Here is a 19,218-nt window from a genome sequence, read left to right as displayed (position 1 = left end):
CGAAACCTGTCGATAGCAAAAACCGCTAGCTCTTCTCATCAAGCCGCTCTTCCTTATAGCGGCTCTCCATCTCGTGCAGCCTTGCATCGACGGTCGCGAGATCGTAGTAAGCAATCGGCTTCAGATCGCGCGCATCCTTCAGTTGCCGGATCGCCGACGGCCACGCTCCCTCCAGCGCAAACTTTTCCGCCATCGCCCGATGCTGCGTCAACGCATCGCCGCTGCCCGCGCTTGCCTGCGCGAGATAGAGCCACCACGCCGGCTGGTCCGGATGCGCACGCGTCTCTTTCTGCGCGAGCGCTTGCGCGTCGGCAAAACGCTTCAAAGTCAGCAACGTGCGGATGTGCATGTCGATCGCGGCATTTGACTGCGGCCAGCGCTGCTGCGCGAACTCGGCAAGGCTCGCGGCTTCGTCCGCGCGGCCAGCACGGCGGCCGATGTCGGCGGCCAGCACGTCAAGGCTCGGCGAACTGCGCGCGGGTTCACCCTCCGCTTTTTCGCCGTTGGCAAACGTGGCACGCGATGTCGCCAGCGACGCCGCCGCGTCGTCATAACGTTCGAGCAGCATCTGCCCGAACGCAATCCCATACCAGTTGGCTGCGACGTTGAGCGCCGTGTGGTCGTCGATTTCGGTTCGCATGCGCGAAATCTCATCGGCATACTCGCTGCGCGAGCGGTCTTGCAGCAACCGCGCACGCGCCCGCACAAAACCGTATTCGGGCGCTTGATGCGGCTGGCGGTACGCCGCACGTCGCGCGCGATCTTCCATGTCGGCGATCCGTTCGCCAGTCAGCGGATGGGTGCGCGCGTAGGCCGGCACGCCCATGTCGCTCATCGCCGCCCGATCGAGGCGGCCGAAAAACGCGCTCATCGCGTAGGGGTCGTAGCCCGCGCCCGCCAGCAGCAGAAAGCCGACGCGGTCGGCCTCGTGCTCGGCGGAACGCGAGAAGCGCAACTGGTTGTCGACCGCATATGCCTCGCTGCCGAGCGCGATCGCGCTGCCGAGGTCGCCGCTGTGTGCGAGCACGCCCGCCAGCACGGCGAATAGCATGCCGGCGAGCGCCGCGTAGGTGCTGTGCTCGCCGGCGGTGATCATCCGCGAAATGTGCCGCTGCAGCACGTGTCCCATTTCGTGACCGAGTACCGAGGCCAGTTCGGACTCGGTTTGTGTGGTCACGATCAGGCCGGTATTCACGCCGATAAAACCGCCGGGTAACGAAAACGCGTTGATTTGCGAGTCGCGCACGGCGAACAGATCGAAGTCAGGCCGATAGCCGCCGATGTACAGCGCACTCGCCGCCGCCGCGAGTTTGGCGGACACCGAGTTCAGGTAGTCGCGCACCAGCCAGTCGTCGAGGTAGTCGGGATCGCGGCGCACCTCGCGCATCACGCGCTCGCCGAGTTTGCGCTCGGCCTGCGGCGTGAGCGTGCCCTCACCGCCATTGCCAAGGTCGGGTAATTGCTGCGTAACGATCGGGGTGCGCCAGCTCGCGCTGCCGGCATTGCCGGTGAAGCGGCTCTGCGCGCCGCCGTACACGCCGAATACGCCCCGCGCGATGTCGGGCGGCACGATTGGATCGGCGTAGGATTCGCTCGGGCCGCTCACCAGCGGGGGATCGACGGACTGCGCGGAGATTGTGTTGAGCGCGATGCTCGAAGTGGCGGAATACGATTGCGCGAACGCGCCCGGCGGGGCCGCGAGCGCGACTGACAACAACGCACTGAGAAACCGTTTCGGACGCATCGCAGGGTCGGTAACACGGAGTCAAAAAGCGACGCCCGCCGCGCGGACTAGAATAGCGGGCACAGGGCAATTGTAATCAGTCGCGAGAGCGATTCGGCAGGCTTATTGCACAACTCATGCGCCACTCTGCACGACTATCCACCTACTTTCCACCGCAACTCGTTGCTAGCGTATATCGCGGCAGTGCGCGCGTGCCATGCCGCGACGGCATGTTTCAGCTGACGGCAAATGCCGTTACCGCGCTGCTATGATAGGCGCCCTCTGAAGGAGCCCAACCATGCCTGAACTCACTCATTTCGACGCTGCCGGCCAGGCGCATATGGTGGACGTCGGCGGCAAAGAGGAAACGCGGCGCATCGCGATTGCGCGTGGCTCGATCCGCATGCTGCCCGAAACCTTCGCGTTGATCCGCGACGGCAACGCCAAAAAGGGCGACGTGATCGGCATCGCGCGCATCGCGGCGATTCAGGGATCGAAGCGCACCGCCGATCTGATCCCGCTGTGCCATCCGCTCGCGCTGACGCGCGTCAAGGTCGACTTCGAACTCGACGATACGCTGCCGGGCGTGCACTGCACGGTTCAGGTGGAAACGCTGGGGCGAACCGGCGTGGAGATGGAGGCGCTGACCGCCGTGCAGGTCGGTCTGCTCACGGTGTACGACATGTGCAAGGCAGTGGATCGCGGGATGACGATCACCGATGTGCGCGTGCTGGAGAAGCACGGCGGGAAGTCGGGGGATTGGGTCGCGGATTGACGGCGGACTGCGCCATCAACCCACTCCTCGCTTAAAGCTTTGCGTCGCTGAATGCAGCGACGCCGGGGCAACTTCACGGCGACTCAATCGTCGTCGCTGTCGTCGTCCTGATTCACGTCGGATGGCGGCGTGCCATAGCGCTTGACCAGTTGGTCCTTGAAGCCGGCCAGCGACTTCTGTTCGTCGACCAGTTCGTACAGAAAGCCCAGTTGCGACGGCCAGTCCTTCAACTCTTCAGCAAAAATCTTCAGACGGTCGACCGTATCGAGCGCCCCCGCCGTATCGCCACTCAACGCCTGCAGCACTGCATAGCGCCGCAGCACGGTTTCACCCGGCAGCAGCGCAATCGCCTGTTTGTGCATATCGAGCTTATGTTGCAGGTTCATGCTGTTCATCGGCTGAAGTGTAGCGAGACCGTACTCGCCCCACGCCCGAAACAGGAACGACGGATCGGCGGTGTATTGCTCGGCAGGGCGCGAGCCGTAATACAGCACCTCGGCGCGCGCGTAGTCGCGATACACCGGATACAACGCAGCCAGTCCGCCAAACACGACCACAGCAAACCCGCCGAACGACAGGCGTGCGGGCACGAGTCGCAACGGGCGCGTCTCGAGCAAACCGAACACGAACATGGCGGGCAACAGGAAGAACATGTACTGCTGCGGATATTCGACCAACGCGTGCATTGCCAGCACGCCGATCAGCGCGATACCAAACACGCGGGCCGCGCTCTGCGGAGCGCGCACCACGCGCACGAGCCACGCCAGCAGACCGAGCAGCACAATGGCCAAACCGATCAGGCCGGTTTTCGCGAGCAGGTCGATGAAGATATCGTGCGAATTATTCGCGATCTCGACGCCGCCGAGCGTCTTCACATACTCGAACTGATAACTCGGAAACTCGCCCCAGCCAACACCCAACAGCGGATGCGTCTTGAACATCGTCCAGCCGTATTTCCACAGCGCGAGACGCGGCGCGATCTGGCTCGCGTCCTTCATGCGCTCAGCCGCCGACTGCCCAAGTTCGAGGTGATAACGCACATTGGCCCAGCGGATTAACGCGTTGACCACGAAGAACAGCACAGCGAGCGCGATCGGGATAATCCACTCGCGATTGCTGCGCCGTAATAGCGGCTCGCTGCGAGTCTGCGCGAAGGCCATCCAGAAGCCGGCTACCACGATCACGCCCATTTGCAGCCATGGGCCGCGCGACACCGTCAACGCAAGGCCAACTGCGAAAATCGTCGATACGAGCAGCCAGATGCTGACAGCGAGGCGTCGCGTTTGCACGAGAAACAGCGCACCTGCCATCGCAAACGCAATATAGGTCGCAAGGTGGTTCGCCTGCGCCATATTGCCGAACGGCCGCCGTTCGACGATCACGTTATAGGCCACCACCAGCGGCGACACGCGCGTTTCGAGGTGAAACAACTGGATCACCTGACTGAACACCGCAAACAGTCCGCCGACGATCAACGCTCCAGCCGCCCACCGCAACGCCGTATCGCCAAGTTTGGCGCGTGTGAAGCCATAGCCTGCATGCGTCGCCATTAGCGCTGCGAGCAGGAAGCCGCCGCCGAGCCAGTTCATCGAAGGCTGCGACACTGGCAACGCAACCGATTGCGCAACCAGCAGCAGCCCGAACAGCAACGGCACCAATGCGACAACCGGCGAAGCAAACCTGACGCGCGGCTTCGAGGTTGCGATCAGCAGCACGACGCCCGCACCGGTCAGCAAATACAGCGCGAGCGCGGTGAATTCAGCGTAGAAAGTCGGAATCGGATACGTATGGTTGACGACTGCATAAGGCAGCACCAACGCGAGAGCCAACAATATGAGAGACAGGTAACGCGCGAAAGGGGTGGGCATCGATTAACCGGAGGGCGTCAGCAACCGGCGCACTATACAAAAAATTCCTCCTGCTGTGCGCCGGCTGGGCAGAAATAGGCCAAAAATCAGCGTTTTACGTTCGGCCTACGATGCGCCACGCTCTCGCGTCATCGGGCGCCGTCGATCACGAACGGCATTCCGGCGGAGCCAGATTCGACGCGAGAGTGGGCGCATCGGCAGGCGCCGGTCCTGCCCCTGGCGCCGGCAGCGAAGACGCCGTTTTACCACCGGCGAAACACTCCCACGTAAGCGCGCCGCCCCGCGCCGCGTCCTTGCTCAACCCGACCCGCGCGGTGGGTGCATCCGCATTGTCGGGAACTGACGGCACGAGCGTCAGCGTGTTGGAGCCAGCGGCCGCGACGCGGGTCGTGAAGGCAATCGTGATTTGACCTGTGTCGTCGTCGATGTGAATCGATTCGACGTTGCGCGTAGCGGGCGGCGACGCGTAACCGCCGCTCAGCGCATTACCGCTCGCGGCATTTTCGGCCACAGCAAGCCGCGCGGAAGATGCCAGCGACAAGCCCTCGCCTACCCGGCTGCGCGCCAGATAGTCCTGATACGCGGGAATCGCGTACGCGGCAATCACTCCGACAATCGCCAGTACGATCATCAGTTCGATCAATGTGAAGCCGACGCCAAAGCGGCGCAACGCGTTCGCCAGCCGCGCGGGCCAGTTGGCTCGCCGGAATGCGGAGCGCGCGGAAAGCGTGGATTGGGAATAAGGGGAATACGGCAAAGTGACGATCATCGGCAGGCTCCTGAATCGAAAAACGCCTGCCCCACGGTTTGGGGACAGGCGTTTTCAATCGTAGCCAGCGGCACTCGTAACCGACAGTCAGCCAGATGGCTAACGTTGCGGACCCCGGTTGAGCGCCGCTTTGATGACGTCAAGCCGCCGCGCGATTCGCGTTACGGCGCTTGAGCAGGTAACCCACGATCAGCACGAACAACGCGCACGCGATGCTCATTCCATATTCCGCAGCGGGGGTATCGAGAATCGGCCACCGGTCGCCGGCCGGATCGTTGATGATCAAGCCGCCCGCGATCCAGCCGAGCAACGCAGCGCCAAACATGACGACCGCCGGGAAGCGGTCGAGCAACTTCAAAACTAGCTGACTGCCCCACACGATCAGCGGAATACTCACCACCAACCCGAAAATCACCAGCGCCAACCGGTGCTGGTGCTCGGCCGCTTCCGCCGCGCCAGCGATCGCGATCACGTTATCGAGGCTCATCACCGCGTCGGCGACGATGATGGTCTTGATCGCCGAAATCAGCTTATCGGCCGGCTTGACCTTGTCATGCGCATCGTGCGCCGGCGCGAGCAGACGCACGCCGATCCAAAGCAGCAGCAGACCGCCCGCGAACTTCAGCATTGGCACATCGAGCAACGTGACCGCGAAAGCGATCAGCGCCACGCGCAACACAATGGCGCCCGCCGTGCCCCACAACACGCCTTTGAAGCGCTGCGATGCAGGCAGATTGCGACAGGCCAACGCGATCACGACGGCGTTATCGCCACCTAGCAGGATGTCGATGACGATGATCTGAAGGACCGCGCCCCAATGAAGGGTGGCAAAGAATTCGAGCATGACTGAAAGAATAGGAAGGAATTTGACGCGCGGACGAAAAAAAAGCGGGGGAGTTTGCACTCCCCCGCTTTTGGGACCGCTCACTCACGAAAGGACTTCGTAAGCGTATCAAAAAACGCGCCGTTACCGCGCGCGAATTCCGATTTACAGCATCGCCTTCAGAAGACGCGCCATTTCCGACGGGTTCTTCGTGACCTTGATACCGCATGCGTCCATGATTTCCAGCTTGGCTTCAGCCGTATCCGCACCGCCCGAGATCAGCGCGCCAGCGTGGCCCATGCGCTTGCCCGGAGGCGCCGTGACACCAGCGATAAAGCCAACCACCGGCTTCTTCATGTTGTCCTTGATCCACTCAGCAGCATTCGCTTCGTCCGGACCGCCGATCTCGCCGATCATGATGACGGCGTCCGTATCCGGATCGTCGTTGAACATCTGCATCACGTCGATGTGCTTCAGACCGTTGATCGGGTCGCCGCCAATACCGACTGCCGACGATTGGCCGAGGCCGATTGCCGTCAATTGACCGACTGCTTCATACGTCAGCGTGCCCGAACGCGACACGACGCCGATGCGGCCCTTGCGGTGGATGTGACCCGGCATGATGCCGATCTTCAGTTCGTCGGGCGTGATCGTGCCCGGGCAGTTCGGTCCGAGCAGCAAAGTCTTGCTGTTCTTCGCGCGCATGCGTGCCTTGAGCTCGATCATGTCACGGACAGGAATGCCTTCCGTGATACAGATTGCGAGGTCCAGGTCGGCTTCGACCGCTTCCCAGATCGCAGCAGCAGCGCCTGCCGGCGGAACGTAAATCACCGACACGGTCGCGCCCGTTTCAGCCTTGGCTTCAGCGACGCTAGCGTAGATAGGAATGCCTTCGAAATCTTCGCCGGCCTTCTTCGGGTTCACGCCTGCAACGTACGCTTCGCGGCCGTTTGCATATTCACGGCAAGCACGCGTATGGAACTGACCGGTCTTGCCGGTAATGCCCTGCGTGATGACCTTGGTGTCTTTGTTAATCAGAATCGACATGTATAAACCTCTGTTCGTTTGGCGTCGCGGTGGTGCGTGGCGCGGCGGGATGTTCTTCGCCCGCGCCGCTCATGCATCACACGCGCGCCGCCATTCGTAATCCTGGTAAACGCGCTTGGGGCTTGGCTTACGCCTTGCCCGCAGCGGCCGCGACGACCTTCTGAGCCGCTTCTTCCATGCTGTCGGCCGCGATGATCGGCAGACCGGATTCAGCGAGCATCTTCTTGCCCAGGTCTTCGTTCGTGCCCTTCATGCGGACGACGAGCGGCACCTTCAGCGACACGGCCTTCGACGCCGCGATCACGCCTTCCGCGATCACGTCGCAGCGCATGATGCCGCCGAAAATGTTGACCAGAATCGCGGTCAGGTTCGGATTCTTCAGCATGATCTTGAACGCTTCCGTGACCTTCTCGGTCGTGGCGCCACCGCCCACGTCCAGGAAGTTCGCCGGTTCGCCGCCGAACAGCTTGATGGTGTCCATCGTTGCCATTGCGAGGCCAGCGCCGTTCACGAGGCAGCCGATGTTGCCGTCGAGCGAGATGTACGCGAGGTCGAACTTCGACGCTTCGACTTCAGCCGGATCTTCTTCGTCCAGATCGCGATACGCGACGATTTCCGGGTGACGGAACAGTGCGTTCGAATCGAAGTTGAACTTGGCGTCGAGCGCGATGACCTTGCCGTCGCCGGTCAGGATCAGCGGGTTGATTTCGGCGAGCGATGCGTCGGTGTCCCAGAACGCCTTGTACAGGCCTTGCAGGATTGCGCGTGCTTGCGGCAGCGAAGCGGCGGGCACGCCGATCTTCGTGGCGAGCTCGTCGGCTTCTGCGTCTTTCAGACCCGTTGCCGGATCGACGGCGATCTTGTGGATCAGCTCAGGCGTCTTTTCAGCGACTTCTTCGACGTCCATGCCGCCTTCGCTCGATGCCATCACGACGATCTTCTGCGAAACGCGATCGATCACCAGGCCGACATACAGTTCCTTCTTGATGTCAGCGCCTTCTTCGATCAGCAGACGGTTGACCTTCTGGCCTTCCGGACCGGTCTGGTGCGTGACGAGCTGCATGCCGAGGATCTGTTCCGAATACTCGCGAACCTGTTCCAGCGACTTGGCAACCTTCACGCCACCGCCCTTACCACGGCCACCCGCGTGGATCTGAGCCTTCACGACCCATACCGGGCCGCCGAGCTCTTCCGCGGCCTTGACCGCATCATCCACCGAGAAGACCGGCTTGCCGCGCGGTACCGCGACGCCGAATTTCCGCAGGATTTCCTTACCCTGGTACTCGTGAATCTTCATGCGTGATTCCCTTCAGTCTGAGAGTTGGATTGAACATCGTTTCCGCTGCCGTCGTTCATGCCGGACGCGTCGCCGCCTCGTGTTGCATGGCGGACTGCCCCGTCGCCTGACGATGCCGCGCGTTCCGTTGAATACGGTGCGTGGCCATACCAGCGCGGATAAAACTGTTGCACCGCCTCGCCGTCGAAACGCAGCGCGTGGCAGCGTCCCAGCTGGAATGGCGGTTTGTCGTTGGAATGATCGCCTGTGCTGTCAGGCGATTCGTCTCCTGAACCTCCGCCCGCGCCCGACGTGCCGTCATTGGTGTTCCACACGTCGCCGGCGAATGCCTGAATCGCGGCGGTCGGCAAAATTGCGCACAACTCGGTGAGATGGGTGCAACCAGCCGTGCCGCCGAGCAAACGGGCAGCATCGCGACGGAAGTTGTGGCGCAGATTGAGCCCGATGAGGGCACGGTAGGCGGGATTATTGGCTTGGCACAAACCAGGATAGGGCACCCAGTCGGACGACGCCTCGGCGCCGACGACATTGAGATTGCGATCGATGGTGATGCGAAGCCAGAGTTCATGGATCGGCTGACCATTGGGCCGGACGCCCGACGCAAGCTCCACATCGCGTGGTTTTTCGTCGGTCAAGCACGCTTCCACATCCCACAGACCATCGGCTCGCTCAAAGGCTTCCGCTCTGATTGCGCGGCGATGGCGCAACTGACGGGATACTGGCGGGGAGAGCGGCATGCGGGAAGGAAAGGCCGGATTGGAAAACCCAAGAATTTTAGCATACTGGGTATTTGGGACAGGTCGGAATGCGCAATGACTCGCGCCCAGCTCAAAAGGCGCCGCCGAAAGTCAACGTGGCGATTCGTCGCCCTACTCTTCGTCCAGGCCTTTGAGGATTTTTCCGATCGTTGAACCGGAAAAACCGCGTGACGCCAGGAAGCGCATCTGTTTCGCACGTTCGGCGGGTGTCTGCGGGAGTTCGCCGAATTTTTTGCTCCAGACGGCTTGAGCGCGTGCAAGTTCGGTGTCGCGCAGTTGGGCCTTGGCGTCTTCAACCAGCGTCTGGTCGAGTGCGTGCTGCTTCAACTCGCCGAGAATCCGGCTTGCGCCCAATTTCGATGAACGCCGATGGACCAGGCTTTGTGCGAAACGTGAGTCGGAAAGCCAGTTTTCAACTTCCAGTGCGTCGAGCACCGTTTCCAGCGAATCGGTTTCTTCGACGTACGGCTTCAGTTTGCGGGCGAGTTCGGCGCGGCTGTATTCGCGACGTGACAGATAGCCGAGTGCGCGTCCTTTTAGCGAACGTGCCGGGCGTTGGGATTTTTTGACTTCGTCTTCACCAGGCTTTGCTGCGCCGGGCTCGCGACGCGAGCGGGTGTAAGTGGTTTCGGAAGGGTCCGAAACAGAAGCTGCGGAGGGTTCAGACCTGGCGCGCTGCGAGCTACGGCCAGCAGCGCGATCATGCGCGTCGAACGATTCGAACGGGTCGAACGAATCGTCCTCTTCATCACGCGGGCCGTCCGAATGGCGTCCTGCATCGGACAACGACGGCCGGCCCTTGCGTATCACGTGATGGTTACTCTTCTTCGCCAGCGACTTCGGCGCCTGCACCACCGGTCACGGCCTCTGCCATCGCATTGACGCCCAGCGATTCGCGGATACGGTTTTCGATCTCGCGAGCGATATCCGGATTTTCACGCAAGAATTCACGCGCGTTGTCCTTGCCCTGACCAATCCGTTCGCCACTGTAGCTATACCAGGCACCGGCTTTGTCGACGATCTTGGCTTGCACGCCCAAATCGATGATTTCGCCCTGACGCGAAATACCCTCGCCGTACAGAATGTCGAAGATTGCCTCGCGGAACGGTGGCGACACCTTGTTCTTGACGACCTTCACGCGCGTTTCGTTGCCGATCACTTCGTCGTTCTTCTTGATCGAACCGATACGGCGAATGTCCAAACGCACCGACGCGTAGAACTTCAGCGCGTTACCGCCCGTGGTGGTTTCCGGGTTACCGAACATCACGCCGATCTTCATACGGATCTGGTTGATGAAGATGACCAGGCAGTTCGTACGCTTGATCGTGCCGGTGAGCTTGCGCAGCGCCTGCGACATCAGACGTGCTTGCAGGCCCGGCAGCGAGTCGCCCATTTCGCCTTCGATTTCAGCCTTCGGCACGAGCGCCGCCACCGAGTCGATCACGATCATGTCGATCGAGCCCGAACGCACGAGTGCGTCCGCGATTTCGAGCGCCTGTTCGCCGGTGTCCGGCTGCGAGACCAGCAAGTCGTTCACGTTCACGCCGAGCTTGCGCGCGTACTGGATGTCCAGTGCGTGTTCCGCGTCGATAAACGCTGCCGTGCCGCCGACCTTCTGCATTTCGGCGATGACCTGCAGCGTCAGCGTGGTTTTACCCGACGACTCCGGACCATAGATTTCGACCACACGGCCACGCGGCAAACCGCCGACGCCCAACGCGATGTCGAGGCCGAGCGATCCGGTTGAGACCACCTGGATGTCTTCGACTACCTCACCTGCGCCGAGCCGCATGACCGACCCTTTGCCGAACTGCTTTTCGATCTGCGCGAGCGCGGCAGCCAATGCCTTGCTCTTTTCAGCAGTCAGTCCAGCCGAGCCTTTCTTGCTTTCTTCCATGAATCGTCCTTTGCTATGATGAACGGCGTCTGAGGCAGGTGTACGGTCCACTTCTGAAGGACAGCACACGAAACTCAGACACTGTATAAAAAAACAGTAGTTTTGGCAAGCGCGATTCTCATGCGAACGCGCATTTTTACTGTCTCGCTGCCCAGACTACCCACAAAATTTTCGGAGACCGCCGCGCCATGGAACATCCACGGTGCCGGCAACGCCAGGTTGGCGAATCATGCGAATTCTGATTGCCGAAGACGACAGCATACTCGCGGACGGTCTGGTTCGATCACTCCGCCAATCGGCCTATGCGGTCGATCTCGTGAACAACGGAGTCGACGCCGATACCGCGCTGTCGGTGCAAAGTTTCGACCTGCTGATCCTCGATCTGGGCCTGCCGCGCATGTCCGGTCTCGAAGTGCTGCGCCGCCTGCGCGCACGCAATTCCAACCTGCCGGTGCTGATCCTGACCGCCGCCGACAGCGTCGACGAACGCGTCAAGGGGCTCGACCTCGGCGCCGACGACTACATGGCCAAGCCGTTCGCGCTGAACGAACTCGAAGCGCGGGTGCGCGCGCTGACGAGACGCGGCGCGGGCGGCGGCCCGACGGTCATGCGGCACGGGTCGCTGGCGTTCGACCAGGTTGGCCGGATCGCCTATATCAACGAGCAGGTGATCGACCTGTCGGCGCGCGAACTCGGTTTGCTCGAAGTGCTGCTGCAACGGATCGGCCGGCTGGTGTCGAAGGAACAACTGGTCGACCATCTGTGCGAGTGGGGCGAAGAAGTCAGCAATAACGCGATCGAGGTCTACGTGCACCGGCTGCGCAAGAAGATCGAGCCGAGCGGCGTGCGGATCATCACGGTACGCGGTCTTGGCTACTGCCTGGAAAAAGCGACCGCGCCGGGAAGCCCAGCCGTGGGCGCCGCTGCTGTGCCGCCCCCCTCGCCTGCTCAAAACGCGCAACCCGCCTCCCCCGAACCGCCCGCCTCGCCGCCGTCCGCCGCGATGCCCGCGAATCACTCCTACAAATAGAAGACGCCCATGTCCGCACGCGCAGATCGCGCCACGGCGCACGCGGCGGACCTCGACGAGGCGCGTGACGAGCGCTACGCCAACCCGTTCGCACCGCCGGACGAAACAGAAGCCGCCGCCGAAGCACGTCCACGCTCGCTATTCGGCGAAATTCTCGACTGGATGCTCGCGCCGCTGCTGCTGCTCTGGCCGATGAGTCTCGCGATCACCTATCTGGTCGCGAAGTCGATCGCGAACGGCCCGTTCGACCGCGCGCTCGAAACCGACGCCTACGTGCTCGCCCGCCAGATTCATCCGGCCAACGGCGTCGCGGAGCTGTCGCTGCCCGATTCCACCCGCGACTTTCTGCGTGCCGACAACGTCGACAGCGTGTTCTATCAGGTGCTCGGCACGCGCGGCGAGCTGGTGAGCGGCGAGCGCGACATGCCGCTGCCGCACGAAGAGGACCGGCCGCAACCGGGCATCGTCGAATTCCGCGACGACGTGCTGCGCGGCAACGATATCCGCGTCGCTTACACGACGGTCGAGTTTCCGCAGGCACCCGGCGCGCAGCCCGTACTGGTGCAGGTCGCCGAAACGCTCGACAAGCGCAGCGAGCTTGCCAACGACATCATCAAAGGCGTGATCCTGCCGCAGTTCGTGATCCTGCCGCTCGCGATCCTGCTGGTGTGGTTCGGGCTGTCACGCGGCCTTGCGCCGCTGCACGCGCTGCAGGCGCATATTCGCGCGCGTCGGCCGGACGATCTGTCACCGCTCGAGGCACGCCGCGCACCGCCGGAAATCGAGCCGCTGGTGACGTCGTTCAACGATCTGCTGACGCGCCTGGAACAGAACATGGAATTGCAAAAGCGCTTTATCGCCGACGCCGCGCATCAGATGAAAACGCCGTTGGCCGGTTTGCGGACGCAGGCGGAACTGGCGCTGCGTCAGGACGCGTCGGCGGAAGTGCACCGTTCGCTTGAGCAGATCGCCACCAGTTCGGAGCAGGCAGCACGGCTCGTCACGCAGTTGCTGGCGCTGGCGCGCGCCGAAAACCGCATGTCGGGGCAGATCTTCACGCCAGTGGAAGTGACCGAAGTGGCGCGCAGCGCGGTGCGCGAATGGGTGCCGGCAGCGCTCGCCAAACAGATGGACCTCGGCTACGAAGCGCCAGAGGAACTGGTCGAGGTGGACGGCAACCCGGTCATGTTGCGCGAAATGCTATCGAATCTGATCGACAACGCGATCCGGTACACGCCGGCCGGCGGACGCATCACGGTGAGAGTAAGGCCTGACGCGGCAGCGCGGCTCGTACACCTGGAAGTCGAGGACACCGGCCTGGGGATTCCGGTGGCGGAGCGCTCGCGGGTGATCGAGCGGTTCTACCGGATTCTCGGCCGCGAAGGCGACGGCAGCGGGCTGGGACTCGCGATCGTCCGGGAAATTGCCACGATGCACGGCGGCGAGTTGACCATTGACGACAACGTCTATCAACAGTCGCCGAGGCTCGCCGGCACGCTCGTGCGTGTCAGTTTGCCGATGCCCGAGCGGGGCGGGATTTACCCTAACGCCGGCTGAGCGCTCAATTGCGACATCTCGATATTGAGGGAACTTCAATGATAGTTGCGCGATTTTGATATCAAATTGACGTTAATTGACACAATTCACGCTCTGCGCGGCGAGACATCATTTCACCTCATCGCGTCAGTAGGCCGTAAGTTTCCACTCCAATAATCGATTTCACGGGAACGCCTCACCGGCGAACCGCGTGTATATCAATATTGGAGACGACATATGGCTACCGTTGGCGGGCAAATCTCGCACGTGCCGATGACGCACGATGAGAAGCGGGTGATCTTCGCATCGTCGCTAGGCACGGTTTTCGAGTGGTACGACTTCTATCTGGCCGGCTCGCTCGCGGCCTTCATCAGCAAAAGCTTCTTCTCCGGCGTCAATCCAACCGCCGCGTTCATCTTCACCCTGCTCAGCTTTGCCGCGGGCTTCGCGGTCCGGCCGTTCGGCGCGATAGTGTTCGGGCGGCTCGGCGACATGGTCGGCCGCAAGTACACGTTCCTCGTCACGATCGTGATCATGGGTCTGTCGACCTTCCTGGTCGGCTTTCTACCAGGCTATGCGTCGATCGGCATTGCAGCGCCGGTGATCTTCATCATCATGCGGATGCTGCAGGGTCTCGCGCTCGGCGGCGAGTACGGCGGTGCCGCGACCTATGTGGCCGAACATGCGCCGCCGGGACGCCGCGGCTTCTACACCGCCTGGATTCAGACGACGGCGACGCTCGGCCTGTTCCTGTCGCTGCTGGTGATTCTCGGTGTACGCACGGCCATGGGCGAAGACTCGTTCGGCGCATGGGGCTGGCGCATTCCGTTCATCGTGTCGATCATCCTGCTGGCCGTGTCGGTGTGGATCCGCCTGCAACTGCATGAATCGCCGGTGTTCGAGCGGATCAAGGCCGAAGGCAAGACGTCCAAGGCGCCGCTGTCCGAAGCATTCGGTCAATGGAAGAACCTGAAGATCGTGATTCTTGCGCTGATCGGCTTGACCGCCGGCCAGGCCGTGGTCTGGTACACGGGTCAGTTCTACACGCTGTTCTTCCTGACGCAGACGCTGAAGGTGGACGGCAGCAGCGCCAACATCATGATCGCGATTGCGCTGCTGATCGGCACGCCGTTCTTCCTGTTCTTCGGTTCGCTGTCGGACCGGATTGGCCGCAAGCCGATCATCATGGCCGGCCTGTTGATCGCCGCGCTCACCTACTTCCCGCTGTTCAAGGCGCTCACGCACTACACCAACCCGGCGCTGGAAGCCGCGACCGCGCGTGCCCCGATCGTCGTGATCGCGGACCCGGCCGAGTGCTCGTTCCAGTTCAATCCGGTCGGCACGGCGAAATTCACGAGTTCCTGCGACATCGCCAAGGGAGCCCTGTCGAGAGCCGGCCTGAACTACGAGAACGTCGCGGCGCCTGCTGGGACGATTGCGCAGATCAAGGTCGGCGATACGGTGGTCAATACGTTCAACGGCCGCGCCGCCGACGCGAAGGAGCAAGGCAAGGCGTTCGACAAGACCCTCGCCGCAACATTAAAAGCAGCGGGTTATCCGCCGAAGGCCGATCCGTCGCAGATCAACTGGCCGATGAGCGTGGTGATCCTGACGATCCTCGTGCTCTACGTGACGATGGTCTACGGCCCGATTGCGGCGATGCTGGTGGAGATGTTCCCGACGCGGATCCGCTATACGTCGATGTCGCTGCCCTATCACATCGGCAATGGCTGGTTCGGCGGTTTCCTGCCGGCCACCGCGTTCGCGATTGTCGCGACGAAGGGCAACATCTATTCGGGGCTGTGGTATCCGATCGTGATTGCGCTCATTACCTTCGTGATCGGCATGCTGTTCGTCAAGGAGACCAAGGACTCGGACATCTACGCGAAGGACTGACACCCCCTAAACGCGTGATGGCCGAATCAATTTAAAAAAGTTGCGAACCGGGGGTTGACAGCCTTCGGCTCGCTCTGCATAATCTCGCTTCTTTCGGCGAATTAGCTCAGTTGGTTAGAGCGACGGAATCATAATCCGCAGGTCCGGGGTTCGAGTCCCTGATTCGCCACCAGTTGCAAGAAAAAGCCGCTGATCCGCAAGGTTCAGCGGCTTTTTTGTTTTAGCCGTCGCTTTTAGTCGCCCGGCTTTCGAAAACCGCAACGACACTGCCACTTCAAGGAGGTCTCTTGATGACGTTCCGCACCGCCGCGCTTGCCGCAGCTACCGTTTCGATCACGCTACTCGGCGCCACGCCGGCACTCACCGCCCACGCGCAGAGCACGCCTGACAGCCAGTGGCGCAGTTCGCCGCTCACGTTGTCGACGCTGCTTCAGGATGGCTACAAGATTGTCGCCGTGGTGAATAACACTCCGGGGAGCGCGGGCCCAGGCGATACGATTTTTGTTCAGCGCGATCAAAGCGCGTTCAAATGTATCGATCCACAGCAACCGGATTCGAAGGCGCGAACGACCGTAGTGTCGCCGGCATGCTATGAACTGGTTCCGCCGTCAGGGGCTGCTCCGGGCACAGACTCGAAATAACGGCTCGCTCATTCGCACTTGCCGCCAAACCTGCGCTTTAGCTGGCGCAGGCACACACCGCGCCGGCTAAAGCGCGATGAACCCGTCAGCGAAAGCATTACCGATCCACCAGCCGGCTCAGATTCCCACGCACCCGCTGCAACAACGCGATCAACTGCTGCGCCTCTTCATCGCTGAAGCCATCGAGCGCTTCGAGCGCGACCTCATCGCCTACCTTGCGCGCCGTGCCGAGCGTTCGCTCGGCTTTCGGCGTCATCCGCACCTGATGCTCCCGCCGGTCCTGCGGATTCGCGACCCGCTCGATCCAGCCGCCCTCCACCATCCGGTCCACCAGACGGCCCGCCGAGATCGGCGCGACTTCGAGCAGATCCGCGAGACGCGCCTGGTTGACGTCGCCGTAATGCGCGAGGTAGGCCAGCACGCGACATTGCGCGCGCGTCAGATCGACCGATGACTTCGCGAGATCGTCGAAACGCTTGCCTGTCAGGCGGCCGACGTCGGAAATCAGAAAGCCGAAACGCTCTTCGAGTTGGGTTTTCATGCGCGAATTATACGAGCGCCCTCCGCATCGTCAGCGTCGGACCACGCGTAATTCAGTCTCCGCATAAATCCCGATTGTGAGGACTCGCATCACCCATATACTAAGCATGCTTACTATATCGACGACCCTGCCCAGCCATGTCATCCGCCACCACGCCTGCGAGCGCTGCCGCGCCCCTCAACCGGCCGATGATCACGCTCTCGATCATGCTCGCCACGCTGATCCAGACGCTCGACAGCACGATCGCCAATGTCGCGCTGCCGCATATGCAGGGCACGCTGTCCGCGTCGCAGGATGAAATCACCTGGGTTCTCACGTCGTACATCGTCGCCGCCGCGATCGCCACGCCGCTCACCGGCTGGCTGTCGGACCGGCTGAGCGTCAAGCGGCTGCTGATCGTCGCGATTGGCGGCTTCACGGTGTCGTCGGCGCTGTGCGGACTGTCGGAAACGCTGACGCAGATCGTCGCGTCGCGCTTGCTGCAAGGGGTTTTCGGGGCGTCGCTGGTGCCGTTGTCGCAGTCCATCCTGCTCGACATCAATCCGCGCGAAAAGCAGGGCCAGGCGATGGCCGTGTGGGGCATGGGCGTGATGGTCGGGCCGATTCTCGGGCCGACGCTCGGCGGCTGGCTGACCGACAGCTACAACTGGCGCTGGGTGTTCTTCATCAACGTGCCAATCGGTGCGTTCGCGCTGTTCGGTGTGTCGACTTTCCTGCCGAGCCGTGAGCCGAAACACGACGTGAAGTTCGACGCGTTCGGCTTCATCACCTTGGGTCTCGCGATCGGCGCGTTGCAGGCCATGCTCGATCGTGGCGAGCAGCTCGACTGGTTCAGTTCGACCGAAATCGTCATCGAGGCGCTGCTGGCGTCGATCAGCTTTGCATTCTTCCTGGTGCACACGGCAACGGTCGGCGACAAGTCGTTCTTCAAATACAAGCTGCTGAAGGACCGCAACTTCGCGACCGGCACCTTCTTCATTTTCGTGATCGGCGCGGTGATGTACGCGACGCGGGCTTTGTTGCCGCCCATGCTGCAGAACCTGATGAACTATCCGGTGGCGACCACCGGCCTCGTTACCGCACCGAGCGGCGCGGGCACGATGATCGCGATGCTGTTCGCCGGACGCCTGCTGAAACATATCGACGCACGCTTCCTGCTGCTGTCCGGCTTCGTGATTTCGGCATTCGCGCTCTGGCAGATGATGCATTACACGATCGTGCTGTCGGCCTCGAATATCGTGTGGCCGGGTGTGATTCAGGGCTTCGGGCTGGGGCTCGTGTTCGTGCCGCTGAGTGCGCTGACGTTCTCGACGCTCACGCCCGCACTGCGCGCGGACGGTACCGCCACGTATAGCCTGATGCGCAATATCGGCAGCAGTATCGGCATTTCAATCGTGCAAACGCTGATGACGCGCAACACGCAGGTCTCGCATGCGGACCTCGCGGCGAACATCACGCCGTTCAACCCCGCGATCCAGCCGATGCTGAACAGTGGCTCGAACTATGACCTGGCGGCACTGAATGTGTCGATTACGCAGCAGGCGTCGATGATCGCGTATCTGAACGACTTCAAGCTGATGTTCATGGCGACGCTGCTGGTGATTCCGCTGTTGCTGCTGATCCGGCCCGCGCATAGGGCGCCGGATGCGTCGGTTGCGCATGCGGCGATGGATTGAGTGAACGAGGAGAGCGGGCAGAAAAATGTGGATTGGCGTGTGGCTGGCTTTGCGTGGCTGCCTTTGCGTGGCTGCCTTAGCGTGATTGCCTTAGCGTGGTTCGCTTCGCCCGGGCTCGCTTCAATAGCCCCGCGTCACGTCCCGAGCCGCAGCACCTCCGTCACCCCTCGATCCGCCCGCGCGTCACGCCCAACAACCCAGCCATCGCCGCCCTCGCCGCGCTCGCATCCCGCACGCGAATCGCGTCGAACACGGCAGTGTGTTCAGCCAGCGACGCATTGAACACCTCCGCGCGCTTCGCATTTAACCGGAGTTGCGCCTCGAGCGTGCGTTCGATCAGCGTGCCCAGCGGAATCAGCAACTCGTTGCTGCACGCGGTCAGCACGCTCAAATGAAACAGCAGATCGGCACGCACCCATTCATCGACATTACGCGCCGCCACCATCGCCGCGTGCGCCGATTCCAGCGCGCGGAACGTGTGGTCCGTATAGGACGACGCGGCCAGGCTCGCCGCATACGGCTCGATCATCTCGCGCATTTCCTGCAATTTCAGCGCAAACGTCATCGGCTCGGCCACCCGTGAATACCAGTCGAGCACGTCGACGTCGAGCAGATTCCACGCGGGTTTGGGCCGCACACGCGTACCCACGCGCGGACGCGATTCGATCAACCCTTTCGATGTCAGCGTACGCAGCGCCTCGCGCAACACCGTACGGCTCACGCCGAAGGTCTCCATTAACTCCGCTTCGCGCGGCAGGATCGACTCGGGCGCGTAGTCGCCGCGCAGAATCGCGGTGGCCAGCAAATGGGCGACACGCCCATGCAGATCGTGCTGAATAGCTTTCTCCCAGCGGCCTCACGGCGTTTGACTGATATTTTTGATTCGATTCCGGATCGAAGCCAGCACGCTGGCCACTATTTGGCTAATAATACTATTAATA

Annotated in this window: 17 protein-coding genes and 1 tRNA gene; 7 read left to right on the top strand and 11 right to left on the bottom strand. The window is 61.9% G+C overall.

The window, feature by feature from the left end; all coding sequences use genetic code 11:
- Positions 1 to 25: 25 nt before the first annotated feature.
- Positions 26 to 1,744 carry a M48 family metalloprotease gene (locus tag LMG28727_RS20225; protein WP_201644066.1) on the bottom strand — a complete coding sequence of 573 codons (1,719 nt, stop codon included), beginning with the start codon at positions 1,742 to 1,744 and terminating at the stop codon, positions 26 to 28.
- Positions 1,745 to 2,021: 277 nt separating this feature from the next.
- Between LMG28727_RS20225 and moaC the strand changes: the two genes are divergently transcribed.
- Positions 2,022 to 2,498, top strand: coding sequence for a cyclic pyranopterin monophosphate synthase MoaC (moaC, locus tag LMG28727_RS20220; RefSeq protein ID WP_201644065.1), 477 nt, complete (start codon positions 2,022 to 2,024; stop codon positions 2,496 to 2,498).
- Between the two features lie 83 nt (positions 2,499 to 2,581).
- Here the strand turns inward: moaC and LMG28727_RS20215 are convergent, their stop codons facing one another.
- From LMG28727_RS20215 to recA, 8 genes are all read right to left on the bottom strand, one after another.
- A complete protein-coding gene (locus LMG28727_RS20215) occupies positions 2,582 to 4,366 on the bottom strand; it encodes a PglL family O-oligosaccharyltransferase (RefSeq protein ID WP_201644064.1) in 1,785 nt (594 codons plus the stop codon).
- Positions 4,367 to 4,511: 145 nt separating this feature from the next.
- Positions 4,512 to 5,135, bottom strand: coding sequence for a pilin (locus LMG28727_RS20210; protein WP_201644063.1), 624 nt, complete (start codon positions 5,133 to 5,135; stop codon positions 4,512 to 4,514).
- A 139-nt stretch (positions 5,136 to 5,274) separates the two neighbouring features.
- Complete coding sequence (locus tag LMG28727_RS20205; protein ID WP_201644062.1) at positions 5,275 to 5,979, bottom strand: TerC family protein; 705 nt, start codon at positions 5,977 to 5,979, stop codon at positions 5,275 to 5,277.
- Positions 5,980 to 6,123: 144 nt separating this feature from the next.
- Complete coding sequence (sucD, locus tag LMG28727_RS20200) at positions 6,124 to 7,005, bottom strand: succinate--CoA ligase subunit alpha (RefSeq protein ID WP_201644061.1); 882 nt, start codon at positions 7,003 to 7,005, stop codon at positions 6,124 to 6,126.
- A gap of 127 nt (positions 7,006 to 7,132) precedes the next feature.
- On the bottom strand, positions 7,133 to 8,302 hold the full coding sequence (sucC, locus tag LMG28727_RS20195; protein WP_201644060.1) for an ADP-forming succinate--CoA ligase subunit beta: 1,170 nt from the start codon (positions 8,300 to 8,302) through the stop codon (positions 7,133 to 7,135).
- Entirely contained in the window at positions 8,299 to 9,039 is a 741-nt protein-coding gene (locus LMG28727_RS20190) for a DUF2889 domain-containing protein (protein WP_201644059.1), read from the bottom strand. The genes sucC and LMG28727_RS20190 overlap by 4 nt, the downstream gene beginning before the upstream one ends.
- Positions 9,040 to 9,171: 132 nt before the next feature.
- The gene (gene recX / locus LMG28727_RS20185; protein WP_201644138.1) at positions 9,172 to 9,870 is read right to left on the bottom strand and encodes a recombination regulator RecX; all 699 of its coding nucleotides are present in this window, start codon (positions 9,868 to 9,870) and stop codon (positions 9,172 to 9,174) included.
- Positions 9,871 to 9,877: 7 nt separating this feature from the next.
- Entirely contained in the window at positions 9,878 to 10,957 is a 1,080-nt protein-coding gene (recA, locus tag LMG28727_RS20180; RefSeq protein ID WP_201644058.1) for a recombinase RecA, read from the bottom strand.
- Between the two features lie 229 nt (positions 10,958 to 11,186).
- On the opposite strand from recA, the gene LMG28727_RS20175 reads away from it, so the two are divergent.
- The 5 genes from LMG28727_RS20175 (at position 11,187) to LMG28727_RS20155 (ending at position 16,060) form a co-directional block, all read left to right on the top strand.
- Positions 11,187 to 11,987 (top strand): response regulator transcription factor, encoded by an 801-nt coding sequence (locus LMG28727_RS20175; protein ID WP_201644057.1) that lies wholly within the window; start codon positions 11,187 to 11,189, stop codon positions 11,985 to 11,987.
- Positions 11,988 to 11,996: 9 nt separating this feature from the next.
- Entirely contained in the window at positions 11,997 to 13,544 is a 1,548-nt protein-coding gene (locus LMG28727_RS20170; protein ID WP_201644056.1) for a sensor histidine kinase, read from the top strand.
- 216 nt (positions 13,545 to 13,760) lie between these two features.
- On the top strand, positions 13,761 to 15,419 hold the full coding sequence (locus LMG28727_RS20165; RefSeq protein WP_201644055.1) for an MFS transporter: 1,659 nt from the start codon (positions 13,761 to 13,763) through the stop codon (positions 15,417 to 15,419).
- Between the two features lie 95 nt (positions 15,420 to 15,514).
- Positions 15,515 to 15,591 (top strand) — tRNA-Met (locus LMG28727_RS20160).
- Between the two features lie 118 nt (positions 15,592 to 15,709).
- Positions 15,710 to 16,060, top strand: coding sequence for a hypothetical protein (locus LMG28727_RS20155; protein WP_201644054.1), 351 nt, complete (start codon positions 15,710 to 15,712; stop codon positions 16,058 to 16,060).
- Positions 16,061 to 16,157: 97 nt separating this feature from the next.
- On the opposite strand, the gene LMG28727_RS20150 is transcribed toward LMG28727_RS20155, so the two are convergent.
- Positions 16,158 to 16,601: a MarR family winged helix-turn-helix transcriptional regulator gene (locus LMG28727_RS20150; RefSeq protein WP_201644053.1), complete on the bottom strand. Its 444-nt coding sequence runs from the start codon at positions 16,599 to 16,601 to the stop codon at positions 16,158 to 16,160.
- A 137-nt stretch (positions 16,602 to 16,738) separates the two neighbouring features.
- Here LMG28727_RS20150 and LMG28727_RS20145 point away from each other — a divergent pair, with 137 nt between their 5' ends.
- The gene (locus LMG28727_RS20145) at positions 16,739 to 18,277 is read left to right on the top strand and encodes a DHA2 family efflux MFS transporter permease subunit (RefSeq protein ID WP_201644052.1); all 1,539 of its coding nucleotides are present in this window, start codon (positions 16,739 to 16,741) and stop codon (positions 18,275 to 18,277) included.
- Positions 18,278 to 18,437: 160 nt separating this feature from the next.
- Here LMG28727_RS20145 and LMG28727_RS20140 read toward each other — a convergent pair whose 3' ends face one another.
- A complete protein-coding gene (locus LMG28727_RS20140; RefSeq protein ID WP_201644137.1) occupies positions 18,438 to 19,115 on the bottom strand; it encodes a FadR/GntR family transcriptional regulator in 678 nt (225 codons plus the stop codon).
- Between the last annotated feature and the right edge of the window lie 103 nt (positions 19,116 to 19,218).

The sequence above is a fragment of the Paraburkholderia metrosideri genome, from assembly GCF_904848625.1.
Lineage (GTDB): Bacteria > Pseudomonadota > Gammaproteobacteria > Burkholderiales > Burkholderiaceae > Paraburkholderia > Paraburkholderia metrosideri.
The sequence above is the reverse complement of the archived record's forward strand: the minus strand, read 5'-3'. Positions and strand labels throughout refer to the sequence as shown.